This is a genomic window from Alkalibacter mobilis, assembly GCF_015594845.1.
GTDB lineage: Bacteria > Bacillota > Clostridia > Eubacteriales > Alkalibacteraceae > Alkalibacter > Alkalibacter mobilis.
The window spans coordinates 1-19,496 of record NZ_JADNRK010000030.1 but is presented as its reverse complement, the minus strand read 5'-3'; the positions used below and the strand labels follow the sequence as shown (position 1 = coordinate 19,496).

Annotated in this window: 21 protein-coding genes, 1 tRNA gene and 1 pseudogene; 17 read left to right on the top strand and 6 right to left on the bottom strand. The window is 36.1% G+C overall.

Annotated features, from left to right (window positions below; genetic code table 11):
• Positions 1–128 precede the first annotated feature (128 nt).
• The 16 genes and pseudogenes from IWB18_RS11100 (at position 129) to IWB18_RS11035 (ending at position 14,704) form a co-directional block, all read left to right on the top strand.
• Entirely contained in the window at positions 129–533 is a 405-nt protein-coding gene (locus IWB18_RS11100) for a uroporphyrinogen decarboxylase/cobalamine-independent methonine synthase family protein (RefSeq protein WP_195683695.1), read from the top strand.
• Positions 534–600: 67 nt separating this feature from the next.
• A complete protein-coding gene (locus tag IWB18_RS11095; protein ID WP_195683693.1) occupies positions 601–1,836 on the top strand; it encodes an MFS transporter in 1,236 nt (411 codons plus the stop codon).
• A gap of 136 nt (positions 1,837–1,972) precedes the next feature.
• Entirely contained in the window at positions 1,973–3,142 is a 1,170-nt protein-coding gene (locus tag IWB18_RS11090; RefSeq protein ID WP_195683692.1) for a uroporphyrinogen decarboxylase family protein, read from the top strand.
• 10 nt (positions 3,143–3,152) lie between these two features.
• Positions 3,153–3,281 (top strand): hypothetical protein, encoded by a 129-nt coding sequence (locus IWB18_RS12660; protein ID WP_269747933.1) that lies wholly within the window; start codon positions 3,153–3,155, stop codon positions 3,279–3,281.
• Positions 3,282–3,544: 263 nt separating this feature from the next.
• Complete coding sequence (locus IWB18_RS11085; RefSeq protein WP_195683691.1) at positions 3,545–5,038, top strand: SLC13 family permease; 1,494 nt, start codon at positions 3,545–3,547, stop codon at positions 5,036–5,038.
• A 454-nt stretch (positions 5,039–5,492) separates the two neighbouring features.
• Positions 5,493–6,302, top strand: coding sequence for a MerR family transcriptional regulator (locus IWB18_RS11080; protein ID WP_195683690.1), 810 nt, complete (start codon positions 5,493–5,495; stop codon positions 6,300–6,302).
• A gap of 165 nt (positions 6,303–6,467) precedes the next feature.
• Positions 6,468–8,393, top strand: a complete 1,926-nt coding sequence (locus tag IWB18_RS11075) for an FAD-dependent oxidoreductase (protein WP_195683689.1) — start codon at positions 6,468–6,470, stop codon at positions 8,391–8,393.
• A 323-nt stretch (positions 8,394–8,716) separates the two neighbouring features.
• Complete coding sequence (locus IWB18_RS11070) at positions 8,717–9,931, top strand: uroporphyrinogen decarboxylase/cobalamine-independent methonine synthase family protein (RefSeq protein ID WP_195683688.1); 1,215 nt, start codon at positions 8,717–8,719, stop codon at positions 9,929–9,931.
• A gap of 18 nt (positions 9,932–9,949) precedes the next feature.
• Positions 9,950–10,087, top strand: coding sequence for a hypothetical protein (locus IWB18_RS11065; RefSeq protein ID WP_195683687.1), 138 nt, complete (start codon positions 9,950–9,952; stop codon positions 10,085–10,087).
• A gap of 36 nt (positions 10,088–10,123) precedes the next feature.
• A complete protein-coding gene (locus tag IWB18_RS11060; protein ID WP_195683686.1) occupies positions 10,124–11,281 on the top strand; it encodes a uroporphyrinogen decarboxylase family protein in 1,158 nt (385 codons plus the stop codon).
• Positions 11,282–11,294: 13 nt separating this feature from the next.
• Entirely contained in the window at positions 11,295–11,423 is a 129-nt protein-coding gene (locus IWB18_RS12655) for a hypothetical protein (protein WP_269747935.1), read from the top strand.
• Positions 11,424–11,475: 52 nt separating this feature from the next.
• Positions 11,476–12,117: a cobalamin B12-binding domain-containing protein gene (locus tag IWB18_RS11055; RefSeq protein WP_195683685.1), complete on the top strand. Its 642-nt coding sequence runs from the start codon at positions 11,476–11,478 to the stop codon at positions 12,115–12,117.
• Between the two features lie 183 nt (positions 12,118–12,300).
• Positions 12,301–12,891: a recombinase family protein gene (locus IWB18_RS11050; protein ID WP_195683684.1), complete on the top strand. Its 591-nt coding sequence runs from the start codon at positions 12,301–12,303 to the stop codon at positions 12,889–12,891.
• Positions 12,892–12,897: 6 nt separating this feature from the next.
• Complete coding sequence (locus tag IWB18_RS12730; RefSeq protein ID WP_332310692.1) at positions 12,898–13,497, top strand: recombinase family protein; 600 nt, start codon at positions 12,898–12,900, stop codon at positions 13,495–13,497.
• Between the two features lie 13 nt (positions 13,498–13,510).
• Positions 13,511–13,945: pseudogene (locus IWB18_RS12725) on the top strand (recombinase family protein); the annotation flags it as partial.
• Complete coding sequence (locus IWB18_RS11035) at positions 13,919–14,704, top strand: recombinase family protein (RefSeq protein ID WP_332310691.1); 786 nt, start codon at positions 13,919–13,921, stop codon at positions 14,702–14,704. The pseudogene IWB18_RS12725 and the gene IWB18_RS11035, both read left to right, overlap by 27 nt.
• An 84-nt stretch (positions 14,705–14,788) precedes the next feature.
• Here IWB18_RS11035 and IWB18_RS11030 read toward each other — a convergent pair whose 3' ends face one another.
• From IWB18_RS11030 to IWB18_RS11015, 4 genes are all read right to left on the bottom strand, one after another.
• Complete coding sequence (locus tag IWB18_RS11030; protein WP_332310690.1) at positions 14,789–15,010, bottom strand: integrase core domain-containing protein; 222 nt, start codon at positions 15,008–15,010, stop codon at positions 14,789–14,791.
• A 51-nt stretch (positions 15,011–15,061) separates the two neighbouring features.
• The gene (locus IWB18_RS11025; RefSeq protein WP_332310689.1) at positions 15,062–15,667 is read right to left on the bottom strand and encodes an IS3 family transposase; all 606 of its coding nucleotides are present in this window, start codon (positions 15,665–15,667) and stop codon (positions 15,062–15,064) included.
• Positions 15,643–15,930, bottom strand: coding sequence for a transposase (locus IWB18_RS11020; RefSeq protein WP_195683679.1), 288 nt, complete (start codon positions 15,928–15,930; stop codon positions 15,643–15,645). Before IWB18_RS11020 ends, IWB18_RS11025 begins: the two co-directional genes overlap by 25 nt.
• A 598-nt stretch (positions 15,931–16,528) precedes the next feature.
• Positions 16,529–16,604: transfer RNA gene (locus IWB18_RS11015), tRNA-Ala, on the bottom strand.
• A 178-nt stretch (positions 16,605–16,782) separates the two neighbouring features.
• Here IWB18_RS11015 and IWB18_RS11010 point away from each other — a divergent pair.
• Positions 16,783–17,574 (top strand): nitroreductase family protein, encoded by a 792-nt coding sequence (locus tag IWB18_RS11010; protein ID WP_195683678.1) that lies wholly within the window; start codon positions 16,783–16,785, stop codon positions 17,572–17,574.
• Positions 17,575–17,942: 368 nt separating this feature from the next.
• Here the strand turns inward: IWB18_RS11010 and IWB18_RS11005 are convergent, their stop codons facing one another.
• Positions 17,943–18,539, bottom strand: coding sequence for a TlpA family protein disulfide reductase (locus tag IWB18_RS11005; RefSeq protein ID WP_195683677.1), 597 nt, complete (start codon positions 18,537–18,539; stop codon positions 17,943–17,945).
• A gap of 17 nt (positions 18,540–18,556) precedes the next feature.
• Positions 18,557–19,264: a cytochrome c biogenesis CcdA family protein gene (locus tag IWB18_RS11000; RefSeq protein ID WP_195683676.1), complete on the bottom strand. Its 708-nt coding sequence runs from the start codon at positions 19,262–19,264 to the stop codon at positions 18,557–18,559.
• Positions 19,265–19,496: the final 232 nt, after the last annotated feature.

Sequence of the window (19,496 nt, the reverse complement as noted above, 5' to 3'; positions counted from 1 at the left end):
GGTGATGGATACAGACTCAAACACAGAAAATCCATTCTATAAAGATAAATGATCACACAGATAAAGAGTGAGAAAATAGTGGCCTAGTTCGTGGCGAAAAATGGCCTAGTTTACTTGACTGATTACAACTGCTCAAACCCCATCTAAGTAGAATTGTTGAAGCAGTCACATCAAGGGGAGTAATATATCAACACCATAACTGTGGATATTGGGCAAGCATAGCGGAAGATTTAATTGAAATCGGAGTCAAAGCTACAGATCCGACTCATCCATGTAACAATCTCACAAGCATAAAAGAGCGTTTTGGTAAAGAGTTAGTTTTTTTTGGAGGATTCAATTCACAATTGCTTGATTTGCCAGATTTAAATGCCGAAGATGCAAAAAAACATGTTGAAGAAACCTTTCAAATTATGGCTCCGGGAGGAGGATGGGTGCCTGTGTCTGGGGCTTACTACGGTCCCAATGTAAACGTTATTAATGATGAAATCACAAGATGTGCGAATGAATATTATGGTGTGAGGCCATCACAATAACATTTTGAGCGAGCTCTAGCGAATCTTGACTTTTATACCATTTTTAGAAATTGAAAGGAGAGCAATCATGAATAGAAAACTGTATTATGGTTGGATTATGACTGCAGTAGCATTTATTTTCATCGGGTTAGGAACCTATTTTACTATTATGAACTTTGGCTTATTTGTTGCTCCAGTAGTAAGTGATTTAGGAGTTTCGGTTACAAGCTTTGTTTTCAGTGCCACCGTATTTCAATTTGTAACTGCAATAGGGGCTTCTTTTGTCGGCAAAATAGTTGACAAAAAAGGGATTCGTTTTTCTGCACTATTGGGAACTGCCATTTTAGCCATAGGCTATGTAATTCTGGGAACAGCGAAAATAATGCCAATATTCTATTTAGGCTATGGTTTTTTAGGTTTAGCAGCAGCAATTACTGGACCACTGCTCACATCGGCGATTGCAGCACGATGGTTCGTCAAATATCGAGGTCTGGTAAATGGAATAATCAGTGCAGGAAGCGGCTTTATTGCGATGTTTGCAGCACCTATTGTAGCTAAGTCAATTATTGGTAGAGGTTATTCTACAACGTACTTTTTATGTTTGATTCCAGTTATAGTAATGTTGATGTTAGCAATAATATTCATCAAAAACAAACCAGAAGATATTGGTCAGTTTCCCGATGGTGTCAAATCAATTATTGAAAAGGACAATCAAGTAAAAGTAGAGATGCCTGGCTTGACATTATCAGAAGCAATCAAAACGAGTGGCTTTTGGATCGTTACGATAGGTTTTGCAGTGTATATGTTTGCAGATTTATCGATGTTCCAAACATATAATGCTAATATTCAGTCGAGGGGTTTTGATCCAATTCTGGCTGCAGGAGTTGTGAGTGTGTTTGGTTTGAGCCAAATACCAGCAAAAATTATTTTTGGATTTTTAACAGATAAAATATCAATTAAAATTGCTACATTATTTGGTCTTGCTTGCCTCGTAGCAGCAGCTTTATTAACAACGACTTTTACTTCGTCCACCAGTGTTTCTGTACTATATCTATTTGCAGTATTGTTTTCCTTTGGACATGGGTGCTGGCCACCGCTTTTTATGAAATATATCATTTACACTTGTGGGGCAAAACAGATTGGAGCAGTTTATGGTTTTGGATTTATGGTTTTCAATTTAGTAGCAATGTTCGGGCCGACAGTAACTGGGGTCATGTTCGATGTTATGGGAACTTATAACGGAGCATATAGTATTCATGCAATTTGTGTAGTTGTAGCATTTGTATTATTGATGTTTGCAAAAAAAGGAGAGTTTGATCATTGATATAATCAATAATTGTGAATAATCAATACGATAGATAATATAGTTTTATATCAGCGGAACTTTTTTAATTTAGATGTTTTTCGATAGCGATTATCACTTTTCGCATTTCCATTATGATATAGAAAGGATTAAAAAGATGAATAGAAGAGATATGTACAATGAGAGAATTAATAGAATAAAAAAATCTCTAGATAGAGATAGTACATTAGATCGCGTTCCAGTTGTCCCCAAATTGTATGGTTGGCTTGTTGAATATTACGGGTATAGTTTCGAAGAATTTTACCAAACGAAACCTGAAATTGCAGCTGAAATATACAAAAGAGGTTTTGATGAGTTCGATTACGATGGAGTTTTTAATCTTAACAATGTTACTCCTCTTGCTGCAACAGCTGAGTTAGGAGGTGGGTTATATACATTATCAGATAAAGGGATTCAAGCATCTAACTTAAATGCACACGTTATGCAAGTTGAAGATTATCCAGAGATCACAAAGGATTTCATCGGGTTTTGTAGAGATGAAATATTTCCTAGAAAATTTGAAATGTTATCTAACGGAAATACCCAAGAAGCTTTCGAAGCATTAAAAGTTTCTTATGAAAAATTTATCTGGTACATGGGATCAGCAATAAATTCACATAAACAAATTGAAGAGTACGGTTGTCCTGTAATGTGGGGGAAAGGGGGGTTACTGCATCCCATTGATTGGATTATGGATTACTTTAGAGATTTTTCTGGAATGATGGGTGATCTTCGTAGAAAAGCAGAGGATGTGAAACAAGCAGCAGACTCACTACAGAATTATTTTGAACAAAATGTATATAAAAAATTTCAACCTTTTGAAGATGGCCATGGTGTATTTTGGCCTATGCACATAGCACCATTTCTAAAACCTAAAGATTTTGAAAAATTTTTCTATCCATACTTTAAGCGGACCTTAGAGTTTTGCATTGACAATAAAATCTATGCAGCTCTGTGCTTGGAAGGCAACTGGGAACCCTATTACGATATATTACAAGATTTACCAGATAATAAGTACATTATAGGCTCAATGGAAAAAGGCGATTACAAAAAATTTAAAGAATCATTAGGGAAAAAGATGGTGATATGCGGGGGTATACCATCAAACTTATTGGCATTTGGTTCGAAACAAGAATGTATTGATCACACAAAAAAATTGATTGATGATTGTGCAGATGGAGGCGGATTCATTGTAGACACTGATGTGTCACTTCTTTCCCTAAGTGATGCTAAAGCCGATAATTTGAAAGCAGTTATTGAAACAGTTAAAGAATATGGGAAATATTGAGGTGAGCAAGATGGAAAAGAAATCGGAAATGAACGAATTATTTCAAAGATTCAAGAATGAAGTTTTGGTTGATGTAAAAGATGAGAAAATGAAAGATGATATTGTAAATTCTTTTATCATGGCTTTAGCAAAAAGTTAATGATTGTTTCTTGATTTCGTGCCACATAATTAATCCATTCACTTGGTCCAATGAGCCAAGTGAATGGTTATATTATGAAGTCAACGACATAAGCCCACTGAAAGACAATTGTAACAATTATTCTTTATCTAATCAAGCATTTGATTAGATAAAGAATAATTTATTTCTACTACTCTTACAAGATATTAAGAAATTAACCAAAACAGTTATTCAATTATGTCGTGAAAAACAAAAACAAAAGGATATAGAAGGAGAAATTACAAATGTCTAATAAATTGAAGAACGATAATTTGGATCAAAACAAAATAAGAGAGCCTTTCTTCGACATCAATGGTCAAATAACTCAAGTCCCTTATTCAAAAAAAATTTTAATCGCAATATTTACAGCTGGAATAACTCTTTTGTTAGGATCCAAATTGCCTCTACAGACTTTCGGTAACAACACAGGTCTCGCTTTAGGTTTTTTTATAGCAACGATATTGATTCTAATCATATCACCTTGGTCAATTGTTATTACGGCAATGCTTATACCCCTTATTGGAATGAGGCTTGGTTTTTGGACTTGGCCAGATGTTCAAATGAAAATAGGAACATCAGCATTTCTACAACTATTTGCTATGATGGTTGTTGGTTTAGGTGCAGAGACTACTTCTATTGGCCGGCGCATAGCTTTAGTATTACTTAAAACCTTTGGGCAAAAACCTACACGCATGTTAATTGTCATATTTTCGATAACAGCGATTCTATCAGCACTGATTTCAAATAATGCAGTGCTTATAATGATGAGCGGTATCATGAATGGTCTTTTGTTAACTATGGGAGAGGTTCCTGGAAAATCGAAATACGGTCGTATAGTAATGACGCTAATACCCGCAGCAGCTTATATAGGAGGCGCAGCATTAATAAACGGTGCACCTGCCGGGAATGCTTTTGGAATAAATTTAATGAGTACTGCATCAGGTGGAGCTTACACCATAACATATGCACAATGGGCAATCATGGGCGGAGTAGCAATCCTATTAACGTTAATCCCTGTAACATTAATTCATATTTTGTTCATGGGATTAAAAAAATCTGAGTTCCCAAAATCAGTCTCAAATGACTATATTGATGATTCTTTAAAAAAACTTGGACCGATAGGTGGCTCTGAAATCAAGTGGATATTTTACATGATATCAATGATTTTGCTTCTCGTGTTTGGTGGAAATAGCACTACTGTTCCGCTGCTTTTCGCAGCACTTTCATTGTTGCCAGTAATAGGTACTGTGCCAGTTAATGACGTGTTTAATCGTATACCCATGTTTTTAGTCTTTACAATAATGTTTTTGCCTACCTTAGGTCTTTTATTTACTAACACGGGTCTTGGGAATATGTTAGCACTTGTCTTAGAACCTGTTCTTTCAGGTTTAAATCCATATATGTTTTCAGTTGTTGCATGTTTTATAGCAGCTATGACTTCTAATGTGTTTGTCAATGGTCAAATGCTTTCTTATACTGTGATAATAACCATTGCAACGCAAGTGTGTATTTCAATGGGTTATAATCCAACAGTAGTGATGCTCCCAACAATTATGATGGCGGCGTTCTTTTTCTGGATAAGACTTAATGCTGAAATGCTTTTAAACAAGCACTATGGATGGTGGGAGACAAAAGATAACTTATCGGCTGGATTTGTATCTATATTTTTTATGGCATTCGCAATACCAGCGGTATGTTTTTTAATGGCTCCGGTAGCAAACGTTGCAATATATTTGTAATAAATATATAATATTAAAAAACTTAGCAGGACGAATTTTTAAGCAATTGTAACTTATCCAAATTGTCACGTGAGTGATTAAGTCGTTAGATTACAGAAAAAGTAGGCTTTTGTCGTTTAAGATCCAATAAAATCCATGCTGCCATTACTGCACTTTTAAATTACCAAAACATTGGTTCTTTCAGAGCATGACATAAATAATAGTTCAGATATACGACTGAATTATTAATTAAATAATTATTGTGACTTTCTATAAGACCTATTGAAAAAAAGACTTCTGAACCTTTTTTATATAACCCATGACTTTTAACTCTTCGAAGTCATTTAATTTAGAGAATAAGAAATGTTTTGAATTGCATGTGTCTAGAGATTATAGTTGACAAATTGAATTAATTTGTTCATAACCTGTAAGAAAATGCTGAGATAATATAAATAATTATTAGGAGTTTGAATTTATGTACTATAAAATAGGCGAAGTATCAAAAATGACAAATCTATCGGATCAAATGATCAGATACTATGAGAAATGCGGTGTAATATCACCCACAAGATCTGGTGATGGTAATTATCGCAATTACACCATTATGGATATATATGCGTTATTTGACGCGATGAGATATAAAGAGTGGGGAATTAATATTGGTGATATAAATCAGATGGTTAACGAAAATTATTACGTGACCTTAAATGAAAATATACAAAAATTGTATAAATCCTTAAAAAGTGAGATTCACATGAAAAGTCTCTTAATGGAGAGAATTGAGAAGTATGGGAAAAAATTAACTTTGTGCAGGTATAATTTAATGAATTTTTGGGTCGATATGATTCCTGCTCATTATTTATATTTATCAAATGAAGCGGTTGGAGACACTCACAAAAAATCAAATATTTCGGAAACGATGAATAATTTTATTTATTCGCATAAGAATATCTCATTTTTTGATGTGCGCGTTGAATTTGAAGAAAATTATCAAAAGTGGTGGTACGCAATTGAAACCCGATACCATGATGCATTAAAAACTCCTGATGAGGGAATTTTTAGAGTAGTGCCAGAACAGATATGTTTGTGTACAATGATTGATATGGGGGAAATTGGAACTTTTGACGCGAGCACAAGTATCGAGCCTATTATTCATTACTTGAAAAAAAGTGGGTATCATCAGGTAGGACCAGTATCAGGCATGCTGATCGGAAGAGGTAATGAACAAAAGCACTATCGCAGAATAATGGAAATCTATATTCCAATAACGATAAAAAGCCTATAACTATTATAGGCTTTTTATCGTTATCGTAGGATGAATTTTAGTTTTATATATTATTTATTGGCTTTATTGTTAAAAATAACACGATATTTAATGTTAAAACTTTTGTTTGACTCTGTAATTATATCATTATGTATACTGGTGATAAAATTAAAGGAGGTAATACAAATGTTTTCAGAATTATTTACACCACAAAAAATCGGAAATTGTACAATTAAAAATCGTCTTGTCGTACCGGCAATGGTGGTCAATGTGTGCAATACAGATGGGACTTTAACAGATCGATTCATTAAGTACCATGAGGAAAAAGCAAAAGGAGGTTGGGGATTAATCATAACTGAGGACTACGGCGTCACCGCAGAGGGCAAAGGTTATGATCGTATTCCAGGTTTTTACAATGACGATCAAATTCTTCGCAATCAGGAATTTACAGACGTCATACACAATTATGGAACAAAAGTATTTTGCCAGATTTACCATGCAGGAAAACAGAAAATGGCAAATGTAGAAGGGACTGCAATAGCTCCATCAGCTATTAAAGATCCTTTGGCAATGAATATGCCAAGGGAGATCACTGTAGAAGAGATCGATGGAATTGTAAAGGCATTCGGAGCTGCAGCAAAACGTGCCCAAATTGCTGGATTTGACGGAGTTGAAATTCATGCAGCTCATGGATATCTCATAGCACAATTTTTATCACATTTCATTAATAAAAGAACAGACGAATACGGTGGATGTTTCAACAATCGTGTACGATTTTTTGACGAGATATATACTGAAGTGAGAAAAAACGTTGGTTATGATTATCCTGTAATAGTTCGTATGTCAGTAAATGAATATGTGACGGGTGGTCGCACAGAGGCGGAAAGTTATGCTTTAGCCCGTCATTTTGACGAAATTGGTGTGGACGCAATTCATGTCTCAAATGGCGTATACGCTTCAGATCCTGAACATCACACGATTTCTAATATGTTCGCAGACAATGCGTTTAACACGGATGCTGCAAAGCAAATTAAAGAGCTCGTATCATGCCCAATTATAACTGTCAACAAGATTCACGATCCTATCATTGCAGATACTATGATCAAGATGGGCAAGGCGGATTTCATCGCAATGGGACGTCCTTCACTTGCAGATCCGTATCTACCAAATAAGACAAAAGATGGGAAATTTGATGAAATTAATAATTGCATTGCGTGTCTACAAGGGTGCGAAGAAGGTGTTCTTACTGGAAAAGTAGGATGTTTAGTGAATCCGCGTTGTGTCAACGAAGTAGAAAACGACTTATCCAAGGTAGAATCATCAAAAAAAGTTATGGTCATTGGTGCGGGTCCGGCAGGCTTAATGGCAGCAAGAACAGCAGCTCAAAGAGGCCATAAAGTTACTATTTTTGATAAAGACTCGCATTTTGGCGGTGCTTTTAGAGCTGCAGGGTATCCAATGGGGAAGGGGCATCTCTCAGGAGTTATTTCAAGCTATCGGCAGCAATGTATAAATCTTGGTGTCGAAATAAAGATGGGGTTAGAAGTTACCGATGAAATAATCAAATCGGAAAAACCGGAAGCAATTGTTATTGCAACTGGATCGAGACCTCTAACGCCACAAATTTTCGGAATTGATGGAACAAATGTTCTTACTGCCGAAGATGTTTTATATGGAATCTCTGATGTGAAGTCAGGTCCAGTAATAGTATGTGGTGGTGGAGAAGTCGGAGGAGAAACGGCCGAATTCATTGCACAGACGAATCGTGACGTTACACTCATTGAGATGCGCTCTCAAATACTCTCTGACATGTTTCCAGTCAATATGATATCTTTAATACAACATATCCATCAATTAGGAATTAAGATTATAACCAACGCAACAGTTACTGCAATTGGAGAAAACTGTGTGACCTATAAAGATTCAACAGGTACTGCCGTTACAATCCCTTCAGAAACAGTAGTCTCTGCATTTGGATATAAGGCATATAATCCTCTAGAGGATGTAGCAAAAGAAAACTGTGAGGAAGTTTATGTAGTGGGAAGTGCAGTAAAGGCAGGGAACGCTCTTGTTGCGATTCAGGAAGGTTATCAGGCAGGTTTAAAACTTTAAAATATAATTGAATAAAAACCCGTATGCGTCTTTCAGAAAATCGAAAGGCGCATTTTTTTTGGCAATACGCTTGACCTTGTAATTGATACAGGGTTTATTATATTCAATATAAACAGAAAAAGTTTCTAATTTTTTAGACTGTCTAGAAGAAACAGCTATTACACCGGCAATTTGAATCGTCCCAATCAGGTAATTCTGAATCAAAGATCTGATGAGCATATTTTTGCAAAAATCATCACTCGATTTCAATTTGTTACGAATCATTGTTGAATTGAGCATATTTTTTTGCTAAAAATATAAAAATTAATGTCAAGGAGGAAAATATGGAAAGAAATAAGAATGCTAAGATGATAGAGCGAATGCAATGTATTAAGGATACTCTAGATTTTAAAGAACCGAAAAAAGTACCAGTAAAAATCCAGTACACAAATTGGCCATATTTTTATGCAGGTGTCACATTAAAGGAAGTAATGCACGATCCTGAACTAAATGCAAAAAGTTATATGAAAATATTGGACGACATTGAATTTGACTTATCTTTGTTTGGCGTTAACGTGATACCTGTAGGTGTATTTCAAGAGTTGAAATCCAATAAATATGCTTTAGCTAATGATGACACAGCGGTAACTCATTCTCAAGGAATTGAAGAATTTCTTGGACCAGAGTTCTACCCGGATATAATCAAGGATCCCTTTCTGGTACAAACTGAAACGTTATTAAAAACCCAGATCCCAATTTTTAGAAGGCCAAAAGAAGAAGCGATGAAATGTTTAAAAGCATCAATTAACCCTTTTCTTAACAATATGATTATGCAACAAATCGTTATGAACAGAATGGATGAACTGGGAATCGTTAGGCTTGTTGACAAAAACACTTTCTCTGCTGAAGCACCTTTTTATTTTGGACCTCTTAGCAGTATTATGGACTATTTCAGAGGTATGCAAGGAGCTCTTACCGATTTAAGACGAAGACCAAAAGAAGTAAAGGCTGCTTGTGACGCAATAATGAGACAATCAGCAGAAATGGGTCACTTTTTGACAGATGTACCAAAAATCAAAGCGAGTTTTGGTGACACTTTGGTTCCGTTTGGATTGAATATTATCAACGCGGAGTGTTTTCTTTCGCCAAATAACTTCAAAGAGTATTATCTGGATTACTTCAAAGAATACATCGGTCCATATTTGGAGGCTGGTGCAAAATACTATATTCTTGGTGAGGGAAAACTGTTGCCTGTTTTGGATCAGTTCAAAGAATTACCCAGAGGATCTGTATTCATTCAAATTGATGAAGACGACCCATTTGAAGCCTACAAAAAAATAAAGGGACATCAAACTATATGTGCAGGTATTTCGCTATCGCTTCTCAAATATGGAACAAAGCAAGAATGCATAGATTATGCAAAGAAATGTTTTGATACTTTTGCTCCTGGAGGTGGGTTTATATTTATGCACAACAAGACGCTGGTATCATCTAAGGACATTAATAATGAAAATCTATTGGCAGTATATGAGTTTGCTAATGAATATGGAAAAAAATAACGTGTGGGGGGAAATATCATGAGTTGTAACAATAAAAACGAAGAATACACAATAATGGAACTGCTGCAAGAATTGATCGCGGATAATTCTTGGGAAAAAGATCAACAAAATCGAACACAAATCGTGTTTGGATTGCTTTATACACTAATAAGTTAGGAATCAGCATATTCATATAAACTTAAGGAGGTTACTATGAAAGTATCTGATCAAATGTATCAGGACAGAATTAAGCGGATAACAAAAGCATTTTCACATGAGGAACCAGATCATGTACCCGTGATAATGAATGCTGAAACATGGAATGTCAGTTATTCTGGTATGAAAATCGAGGATATAATAAATGACAAAGAAAAAGAGTTCGAGTGTTTCAATAAACCATTTGAAAATATTTACTATGACGGAACTCTGTTTAGTTGTCTTAGTAGAGACGTTGAAATGTATGAATTATTAGGTGGAGGTGCATACTTCTATTCTGATGATGGAGTAACAATACAACACAAAGAATACGTCTTCATGAATGAAGATGAGTACCCAAAACTAATCCATGATCCAATGAGTTTTACGATTGACGAAATATTTCCAAGAAAATACTCAGCACTTAGAAAGAGTTATCCAGAAAATGTTGAAATTTTAAAAAAAGCTAAAAACATGTTCTTGGATTACTTGCAGAGAATAGGACATTCTGCACAATACATTAAAGAAAATTCCGGAATACCAACTCTGGTCAGCGGAATTGGACAAGCTCCATTTGATGTAATAATGGATTATTACAGAGGTTTTAAAGAAACTATGCAGGATGCTAGAAGAAGACCTGAGGAAATTATTGAGGCGACCAATGCTTTAGTACCGGTAATGATGAAAAATATTAAGCAAGGAAAGCAAAACTTAGAATCCTATCCATTCGTGTATTTTCCTTTGCATGCACCTTCTTTTTTAAGTCCGAAACAATTTGAAAAGCTTTACTGGCCCTCATTTAAAGAAGTCTTAAATCAAACAGCTGAGTTAGGAGGAAAAGCAATTCTTCATCTGGAGGGTAATTGGGAACATTTATATGATTTCATAAATGAAGTACCAAAAGATTTTGCGATTGCGTTACTTGAGAAAGATGATATTTTTAAAGCCAAAGATAAAATAGGCGATACTTTAGCGATTTGTGGTGGGATAGAGCTCGGGACTTTAAGGGCATCGAAAAGTGAGTGCATTGAAGTAGCTAAAAGAGTAATTGATAAATGTGCACCTGGTGGAGGTTTTATGTTTTGCACAGATAAAGCCTTATTAACACCAGGGGATGTTAAATTAGAGAATCTAATAGCAGTTAATGAATTTGTGCATTCCTATGGAAAATATTAAGGAGGAAATGATTGTGCCTAAGTATGAAAAAAGCATTACAGATCTTATGCAAGAGGTGAAAGAGGATCTTGATTTTTTGCCTGAAGTTGATGAAGTACGGGTATCTTTTTTGTTTGCTTTTGAGTATATGTTGATTAGCTAATTATTTGCTCTGGAACAAAATATAAAATTAAAATATTTTAGGAGGATTTGCAATGATCAATTTAAAAGAAGTAACTACAGCAATAGGAGAATTGGAAGAAGAAAAGGTGTTAAAAATGCTACATGACTTTATAGCAACAAACCCATCGGAAGAAGAAGCACATAAAGTTGTTGCTGCCTGCCAGGAAGGCATGGCAGTTGTAGGAGATATGTTTGAAAGTGGAGAGTACTTTGTAGGAGACTTGATATTTGCGGGAGAACTTTTAACTGAGGCTATTGATACTTTAAAGCCAGCAATTGGATCAGGAGCTTCCACTAAAGCTGGAACGATCGTCCTTGGTACTGTTCATGGAGACCTTCATGATATTGGAAAAAACATTTTCAAGAGCATGTCAGAAGCAGCCGGTTTTGAAATTGTCGACTTGGGAATTGATGTACCGGTACAGGCGTTTATTGACAAAATAAAAGAAGTCAATCCAGATATTGTTGGCATGAGTGGAGTTTTGACCTTAGCGTTGGAATCCATGAAAGATACTGTGGATTCTTTGAAAGAAGCTGGAGTTCGTGATTCTGTCAAAATTATTATTGGAGGAAACCCTGTAACAAAAGAAGCTTGTGATCATATTGGTGCTGACGCTTTCACTACAAATGCTGCGGAAGGAGTGAAAATGGTTCAAGCCTGGGTGAAAGGGTAAACGCTGATTTGATATAGAAAAAAGTTGATATCACAAACCTTGAATAAAAAATGAACAAACCTTGAATAATGAATGATAAAAGACAGACTAGCCAGTAAAAAGCTAGTCTGTCTTTGCGTTTCAAATACCTCTTGACTTATGAGCTTTCCAGAGGCATTAATACAAGAAAAAGGGGGATGGTACATGGTTAAAGGTAAGGTAATAAAAGAAATTTCAAATCAGAAGTCTATCATCCAGAGTTTCGATCCCATACGTGTTTGCGCTTATGTGCGTGTCTCCCCAGATCATGACAAACAGCTGAGTTCGTTTAACTCTCAAAGTGAATTTTATAATAGAAGGTTTATAGGAAACCCTCAATATATATTTATTGGATTATTCTCTGATGCCGGTATTTCCGGTGCGAAAAAACAAAGACCTGGGTTTCAAAAGATGCTTACAAAGTCCAGGGAAGGGAAAGTAGATTTGATCTATACAAAGTCCATTTCTCGCTTTGCTCGAAATACGCTCATGCTCTTAGAAATTGTTCGGGAGCTACGGGACATTGGGGTGGGGATTGTCTTTGAAGAAGAAAACATCCATACACTTCGAAGTGAAGGCGAGCTGATGCTAAGCATTCTGGCAAGTATTGCTGAAGAAGAGAGAAAGTCAGTTCGTTCCAACGTGAAGTGGGGGCTTATAAAGAAGTACTTGCGAGGAGAAGTCATGGTGGATACAGCTCGATTACTTGGATATGAGAAAGATAAATCTGGGAAGCTAGTCATCGTTCCAAAATAAGTAGCCATTGTTCAGAGAATCTTTCAATTGTTTCTAATCCATAAAAACGCTGAAAAGGTTGCGTATATTTTAAACGTCGAGGGTGTACCCACCTACTTGAAAGAACACGATTGGGAAGGCCATCGGATTTTAAGAATCATTTCCAACGAAAAATACATCGGCTCTAGCTTGATGCAAAAGAGCTATGTTAACGAGGAAGGACAACAAGTACCAAACCAGGGGGAAGAGGATAAGTACTGGGTTGAAGATTCACATCCAGCTATTATCTCAAAGTACGATTGGGGGAGAGCACAACAAATTCGAAAAGATCGGGCGAGAAAGAAGTATTTGTTTTCGGGGCTGTTGCGCTGTGGTCTTTGTGGGGCAATGCTCAGACGTTCGCTGCAACCTAGTTCTAAGGTCTATTGGACATGTGGAACGTATTTATCTAAAGGGAAAGCAACCTGTCGGGGCATTCGAATCGATGAGATGATACTCTGCGAGATGACAAAAGACAATCCCATCACAAAGCCGATGATTGTAAAGGAGGTGCACTCGGAAAATGAAAGAGAAAAAAGTTACCGTCTTATACCCGCTCCCGTAGAATCTGAAGGGGGAAGAAGCTAACAAGAAATTGCGAGTGGCGGCTTATTGTAGAGTTTCCACTGAAAGCCAGGAGCAACGCCTCAGCTTTTACAATCAGGTTAACTACTATCAAAACTACATCAACTCTAAAGCCGATTATCAGTTGGTTGATATCTATGCCGATGATGGGGTATCTGGGACGGAGACAAAAAAGCGGGATGCTTTTAAAGAGATGATGCAAAAGGCAAAGGAGGGATACATCGATTTGATCATAACAAAGAGTCTGTCCAGATTTGGTCGAAATACTTTATAGTGTCTGGAAAACATCCGGGAGCTTAAATCACTCAAGGTGGATATCTTCTTCGAGAAAGAAAACATTTATACCTTAGATACGAAGGGTGAGCTTCTAATAACCTTGATTGCAGCTGTGGCTCAAAATGAGAGCCTGAACCTATCTGAAAATGTGAAGTGGGGGATAAGAAGAAAGTACGAACGTGGAGATATCAAAAGTATTCCTTCGGGAAAGTTTTTAGGGTATACGAAAAACAACAAGGGTGAGCTTATCATACACGAGGCGCAGGCAGCTACCGTTCGAAGGATATATCAAGATTTTCTTGATGGCTGGGGGACTTATCAGATTGCCAGTAAGCTGACAGAGGAGAACGTCCCCATGGCTTTTGGTGGAAAAGGGTGGTGTGCCGATCATGTGAAAAAGGTGCTGATAAACGAAAAATACAAAGGAGATACCCGGTTTCAAAAGACCTACAATGCAGACTTTATTACAAAACGCCGGGTAACGAATAAAGGCGAGTTGCCACAGTACTATTTAAAAGACAGCCATCCAGCAATTATAGATGAGAATTTGTGGGAACTGGTGCAACTAGAGATCAAAAGGCAAAAGAGTTACTGCGATAAGTATCACTTAAAAACAAGATACCACAACGAACAAGGATTTCTTTTTACTGGGAAAATCATTTGCGGTGTTTGCAATAATACATTTGTTCAGGATTTTGATAATTATGAGAATCGATTCTGGAGGTGCAAGACCTTTCATGGAAAAAGGGGGACACCAATAAAGGATAAGATGTTTACTCCACCGATGAAGAAAAGATGGTCGAAAAATCCACGTGTGATCAGTCGTAGAAAAGATCCTCTGCCTAAACAGATGTATTGCACCCACGTTAAAGTGGAGGTCAAAGTTTTAGAGCAAGCCTTTATGGATGCCTGGACCATTTTAGTGGTAGTGTAACAAAATCTGTGTAAAATTTAAAAATCTTCCATGGAAATAATTAATTTTATATGTTCTAGTCAAGCAAAATTGTAATACCTCATGTTAGTTTGAATGCCGTGCTTCAAATGGCGTTCTTCCGCCATTGAATGTATGCGGTCTTCGATGATTATACCAATCGAAGACGTACTCATAGACACCTTGGTTTAGATCTTCATCTGTTTCAAACGTGTAATGATAAATGAACTCTGTTTTCATTGTATTGTAGAAGCGCTCCATCGGAGCATTGTCATATGGGTTGCCGGCTCTACTCATGCTTTGAGTAATTTCATGAGCAGCACAGAAGCTTATGAATTCTCTAGATGCAAACTGCGAACCCTAGTCACTGTGAAGGATCAATTTTTCCTTGATATTGTTCGTAGACAGAGCAATTTCCATTGTTTGAATGGCAAGATTTGCATCGATCCATTTGCCGTTCAAAGTAGCAACAATGCTTCTGTCGTAAAGGTCTATAATGCTGCAATCGTAACGTTTGGTGCCATTTTTCAGCTGGAGATAGGTGAAATCAGTACACCAGATCTGATTGGGTTTTTCTGATGAAAATTCCTGACCGATTAGATTATCAAATATGTGATGTTGATAGCCCTTTCGGTAGGGCTGTTTCTTGCGACGAACGATTGCTTTAATGCCCATTTCTCGCATGTACGAATAAACGGTACCATAAGAACACTCGATGTTTTTGCGATTCAATAAGTCGCAGATCATTCGATAGCCAAGTGCTCCATTATGCTCGTGGTATAAATTTCGTATTTGATGCTTCAGTTGTTTCTTTTGCTGACGATAGGCCGCTTTTCGGTCTTTCAGATAGTTGTAATAATCATTTGGGTAAAGATTGAGTCGGTTTAGAAGCCAGTTTATACCAAATTCAAGATGATACTCTCGGATAAACTCGTACTTTTTTAGTCGATTTCCTTCGCAAAGAATGCTGCTGCCTTTTTTAAGAATTCGTTTTCCTTTTGGGTCTCAGCAAGCTCTTTTCTTAAACGTCTGATTTCGAGCATTTGGTCGGTTTCAGTCTTAAGTTGAGGATTGTTTTCGCATTCTTCACGGTGCTTTCTAAGCCAGTATTGCAAGGTTCCATTACCCAGGTTGTATTCGTCAGTTAAGCTTTTGATAGTTCGTCCTTCTTCTAAATGAAGTCGGATCACCTTGTCCCGAAGGACTGGATCATATTTGTTATTTGCCATTATCATAACCCCTTTTCAAGTTTGAATTATATCATCAAACTCATCACGGGTGTTACAACTTTACTATAGCAGGACAACGATAAAGAGAGAAAACATAAAATGGTATTCAAATTTAAAGAATCTTTCGGAGAGATAATCAAGTTTAGAACGAGATTCCCTTATGGTGAATTTTATGAGTATTTACAAGAATCTATAGACCTCCACTTTACGGACAATAATTGATTAAGATTTATTTTTATATATTTTGATTGGAGGTGTCAAGATTCATTTGTAAAATTTGTTAGACACCTGATTGTACTCTCAACTGTCTCCAGTTAATCAGTATTTACATTCAAGTTTAGATTTCTATTGTTCAACGATTACTCAAATGTTCAACGATTTGATAAAAAGTGCACACACCTGTCTAATGTTCAACGATTATAGTTGAGAATTTCCACATCATTTCAAACTTCAATCTTGATATCTAATAAAAATAGCGGCTAGAATTCGAACTGAAATTCTTTTAAAATCTCTCTGATCCTTTGATATCAAGCCTTTTCAGCGCAAATAAAAAAAACACCTAATGATAAATAGTTTTATCAAAAGATGGTAAATTATCTGGTGGAGATAAGGGGACTTGAACCCCTGACCTCCTGACTGCCAGTCAGGCGCGCTCCCAGCTGCGCTATACCCCCACATCAACACTTAAATAATATAACATACAGAGATAAAAAAATCTATATAAAATTTGCTAAAAAGTTCATATTCATGTCTAGAATTTCAATTTGACGAGACGGAAACAAATATTTTGTTTGAAGTGAATAATTCTAGGTATATATCTCGTAATAAAATCGACGAGCTGGAGGGATTGACATGGATTCGATCGAACGAAGAAAATCTGTTAGAAAATATAGGGACAATTTTATTGAGGCGGAGAAAATCAGCGAAATAATTCGTATTTTGGAAGAAGCTGAAACTGGACCAGGTGGAAATTACATAAAATTTGAATTTATTGCTGAAAACTTAAGCGGTGAAGTTAAAAATGTGGTCACCTATGGGTTTTTAAGTGGGAGATATGGAGCTATAGCCGGCTGGGTCAGCGATGAACCTTATGCGATTATTGATTACGGTTATATACTCGAAAAAATTGCTTTGAATCTGGTGGATCTAGACATAGGGACTTGTTGGCTGGGTGGTTCATTTTCGAAACGCAATATTATAGAGGCGATGGAGAAGGATAGAAGTTTGAACAAATCTATACCAGCAATTTTGGCAGTTGGTTACGAAGGAGAGGGAAGACGCATAAGGGATTTTCTGATCTCAGGGACAAAAAGAAAACGAAAAGACTTTGACGAGACTTTCTTTACAGGAAATTTCGAAAAAATTAAGGAGAATTATAAAAGAGAAATATTGGAAGGTGTAAGATGGGCTCCGTCAGCTATGAACAAGCAACCAGTTAGAGTAATCTGGGATGAGCATAGAGTTCATTTTTACCTCGTTGACACCTCATTGAAAATGAGGTACCTGGATATGGGTATAGCAATGAGCCATTTCGAGTTAAAGGCCGCAGCAAATGGAATAAAAGGAGAATGGAAAATAGATGAGCAGGCTACTTTGACAAATTGGACATATATGTATACCTACGATATTTCTAATATAGAATAAAAAAACGATAAAATTATAAAAATGCCTTTACATACAATAAGGATGGTGTTATAATGACAATACAAAGTAAATAGTTAGGATTTTAAAGATGTTCGGTTTGTTATTCGCTTAAAAAACGAATTTACAGATCAGCAAATTTAATCAGAATTGTTTTTAGGTAACGATGCAGACAAGTCTTATTTATTGCGTGTCTTACGTAATAGATAAGCAAAAGAAGTATTGTACCGAGTTCTGGTGTAAAAGATCCCAACGAAAGTACTTTGTGAAAATCCATTAGCCATAGAAAGGAAATAGTATGACTAATGAATCAATGTCTTAAGGGGCAACTGTTAACGAAAGTTGATGTGTTGCCCCTTAGGACTTTTTGATCATTCTTTTTTAAGCTGAGATATGTATTCTTCCATTAGTTCATAGCTCATGGTTCCCATGTACCCATATGCAATATTTCCTTCCTTATCGATGAAATACGAAGTGGGAATACCTGTTACCTGATAAGTCATGGCAACCTCTTTCTTTTGATCCAATAAGATTTTGAATGTTAACCCATAGTCATCTCTAAATCCTTCTGCGACATTTTCATCTTCACCAAGATTCACGGCTAATATTTCAATTTCATCGCCGTAAGTTTGATGTATCTGCTCCATATCAGGCATCTCTTCCTTGCATGGACCGCACCAACTGGCCCAAAAATTCAAGAAAACATACCGACCTTTGAAATCAGACAAGCTGACAGTATTACCATTCAGGTCACTTAAATCGAATTCAGGTGCAGGAACCGGTTCGTCCGATAATGCGCCGCTGGTGCCTTCATCTTTTGGATCTTCCGTGACTTCATTGTCATTAGTATCAGAAACCTGATTTCCAATATCTGATTTTTCATCTTGGTTTATAAGTGAATAACCCAAGGCTAATGCTATGATAATAAGCAGTCCTATAATAATAAAAGTTGTTCTGTTTTTTTTCATTCTTTCACCTTCCAAATTTAAAAATAATCAATAAAATCAAAATAGTTGCCTATAACTCCTATATTGTCAGTAAATATCAGAATACCCATGGCTATGAGCAATATTCCGCTGAAAATTGATACATAGGGCAAATATTTAGAGAATTTTTTAAAATAATATGAAAATCTTTCTATTAATGCAGCCACCAGCAAGAATGGAACAGCCAATCCCAAAGAATAGAAAACAAGCATTAAAATTCCTGTGCTAACGGTTTCGGTATTACCAGCAAATATCAGAATAGAAGAAAGTATGGGTCCGATACACGGAGTCCATCCAGCAGCAAATGCCATACCTATAAAAAATGGTCCGAGGTTAGTGATTTTTCCGCTGAATTCGATGAGTCTTTTTTCTTGATACAGTTTTTTTATTTTAATCAAACCGGTAAGGTGGATACCCATAATTATTATGATCGATCCCCCTATCTTTTGAAATACAATTTTGTTTTGAAAAAGTATTTTGCTTAAAGCTGTAACTGATACACCCAGAATGATAAAAATCAGGCTGAAACCTAATACAAACCAAAGTGATTTTACGATAGTATTTGTCTTATGAGTTTTTGAATCCAACTCGTGTATAGCACTACCAGTTATGTAGCCGATGTAACCTGGAACCAAGGGCAACACGCAAGGTGAGAGAAAAGACAAGATCCCACCGGCAAATGCTAAAATAATGTTTAAATTGTTCATGAGCACACTTCCTTAAAAGATATAAATTAGTATATCATAATATAGTCATATATCCAATTATTTAATTAAAATTTAAGAAATAGAAAATAATGACAAATGATAAATTGTCAATAACTTGAGAAAATGTCTCTTTTTTTTAAAGTAATTATCGTTAGAAAATGTCTCTTTTTCAGTCTGTCTCATATTAAATTGAGACAGACTGTTGTTTTTCAAAGAATAATTCGTAAAGAAA

Excerpts from the sequence above, each read along its gene's own strand:
- IWB18_RS11095 (WP_195683693.1), top strand. The coding sequence starts at position 601 with ATGAATAGAAAACTGTATTATGGTTGGATTATGACTGCAGTAGCATTT.
- IWB18_RS11090 (WP_195683692.1), top strand. The coding sequence starts at position 1,973 with ATGAATAGAAGAGATATGTACAATGAGAGAATTAATAGAATAAAAAAA.
- IWB18_RS12660 (WP_269747933.1), top strand. The coding sequence starts at position 3,153 with ATGGAAAAGAAATCGGAAATGAACGAATTATTTCAAAGATTCAAGAAT.
- IWB18_RS11085 (WP_195683691.1), top strand. The coding sequence starts at position 3,545 with ATGTCTAATAAATTGAAGAACGATAATTTGGATCAAAACAAAATAAGA.
- IWB18_RS11080 (WP_195683690.1), top strand. The coding sequence starts at position 5,493 with ATGTACTATAAAATAGGCGAAGTATCAAAAATGACAAATCTATCGGAT.
- IWB18_RS11075 (WP_195683689.1), top strand. The coding sequence starts at position 6,468 with ATGTTTTCAGAATTATTTACACCACAAAAAATCGGAAATTGTACAATT.
- IWB18_RS11070 (WP_195683688.1), top strand. The coding sequence starts at position 8,717 with ATGGAAAGAAATAAGAATGCTAAGATGATAGAGCGAATGCAATGTATT.
- IWB18_RS11065 (WP_195683687.1), top strand. The coding sequence starts at position 9,950 with ATGAGTTGTAACAATAAAAACGAAGAATACACAATAATGGAACTGCTG.
- IWB18_RS11060 (WP_195683686.1), top strand. The coding sequence starts at position 10,124 with ATGAAAGTATCTGATCAAATGTATCAGGACAGAATTAAGCGGATAACA.
- IWB18_RS11055 (WP_195683685.1), top strand. The coding sequence starts at position 11,476 with ATGATCAATTTAAAAGAAGTAACTACAGCAATAGGAGAATTGGAAGAA.
- IWB18_RS11050 (WP_195683684.1), top strand. The coding sequence starts at position 12,301 with ATGGTTAAAGGTAAGGTAATAAAAGAAATTTCAAATCAGAAGTCTATC.
- IWB18_RS11020 (WP_195683679.1), bottom strand. The coding sequence starts at position 15,930 with ATGGCAAATAACAAATATGATCCAGTCCTTCGGGACAAGGTGATCCGA.
- IWB18_RS11010 (WP_195683678.1), top strand. The coding sequence starts at position 16,783 with ATGGATTCGATCGAACGAAGAAAATCTGTTAGAAAATATAGGGACAAT.
- IWB18_RS11005 (WP_195683677.1), bottom strand. The coding sequence starts at position 18,539 with ATGAAAAAAAACAGAACAACTTTTATTATTATAGGACTGCTTATTATC.
- IWB18_RS11000 (WP_195683676.1), bottom strand. The coding sequence starts at position 19,264 with ATGAACAATTTAAACATTATTTTAGCATTTGCCGGTGGGATCTTGTCT.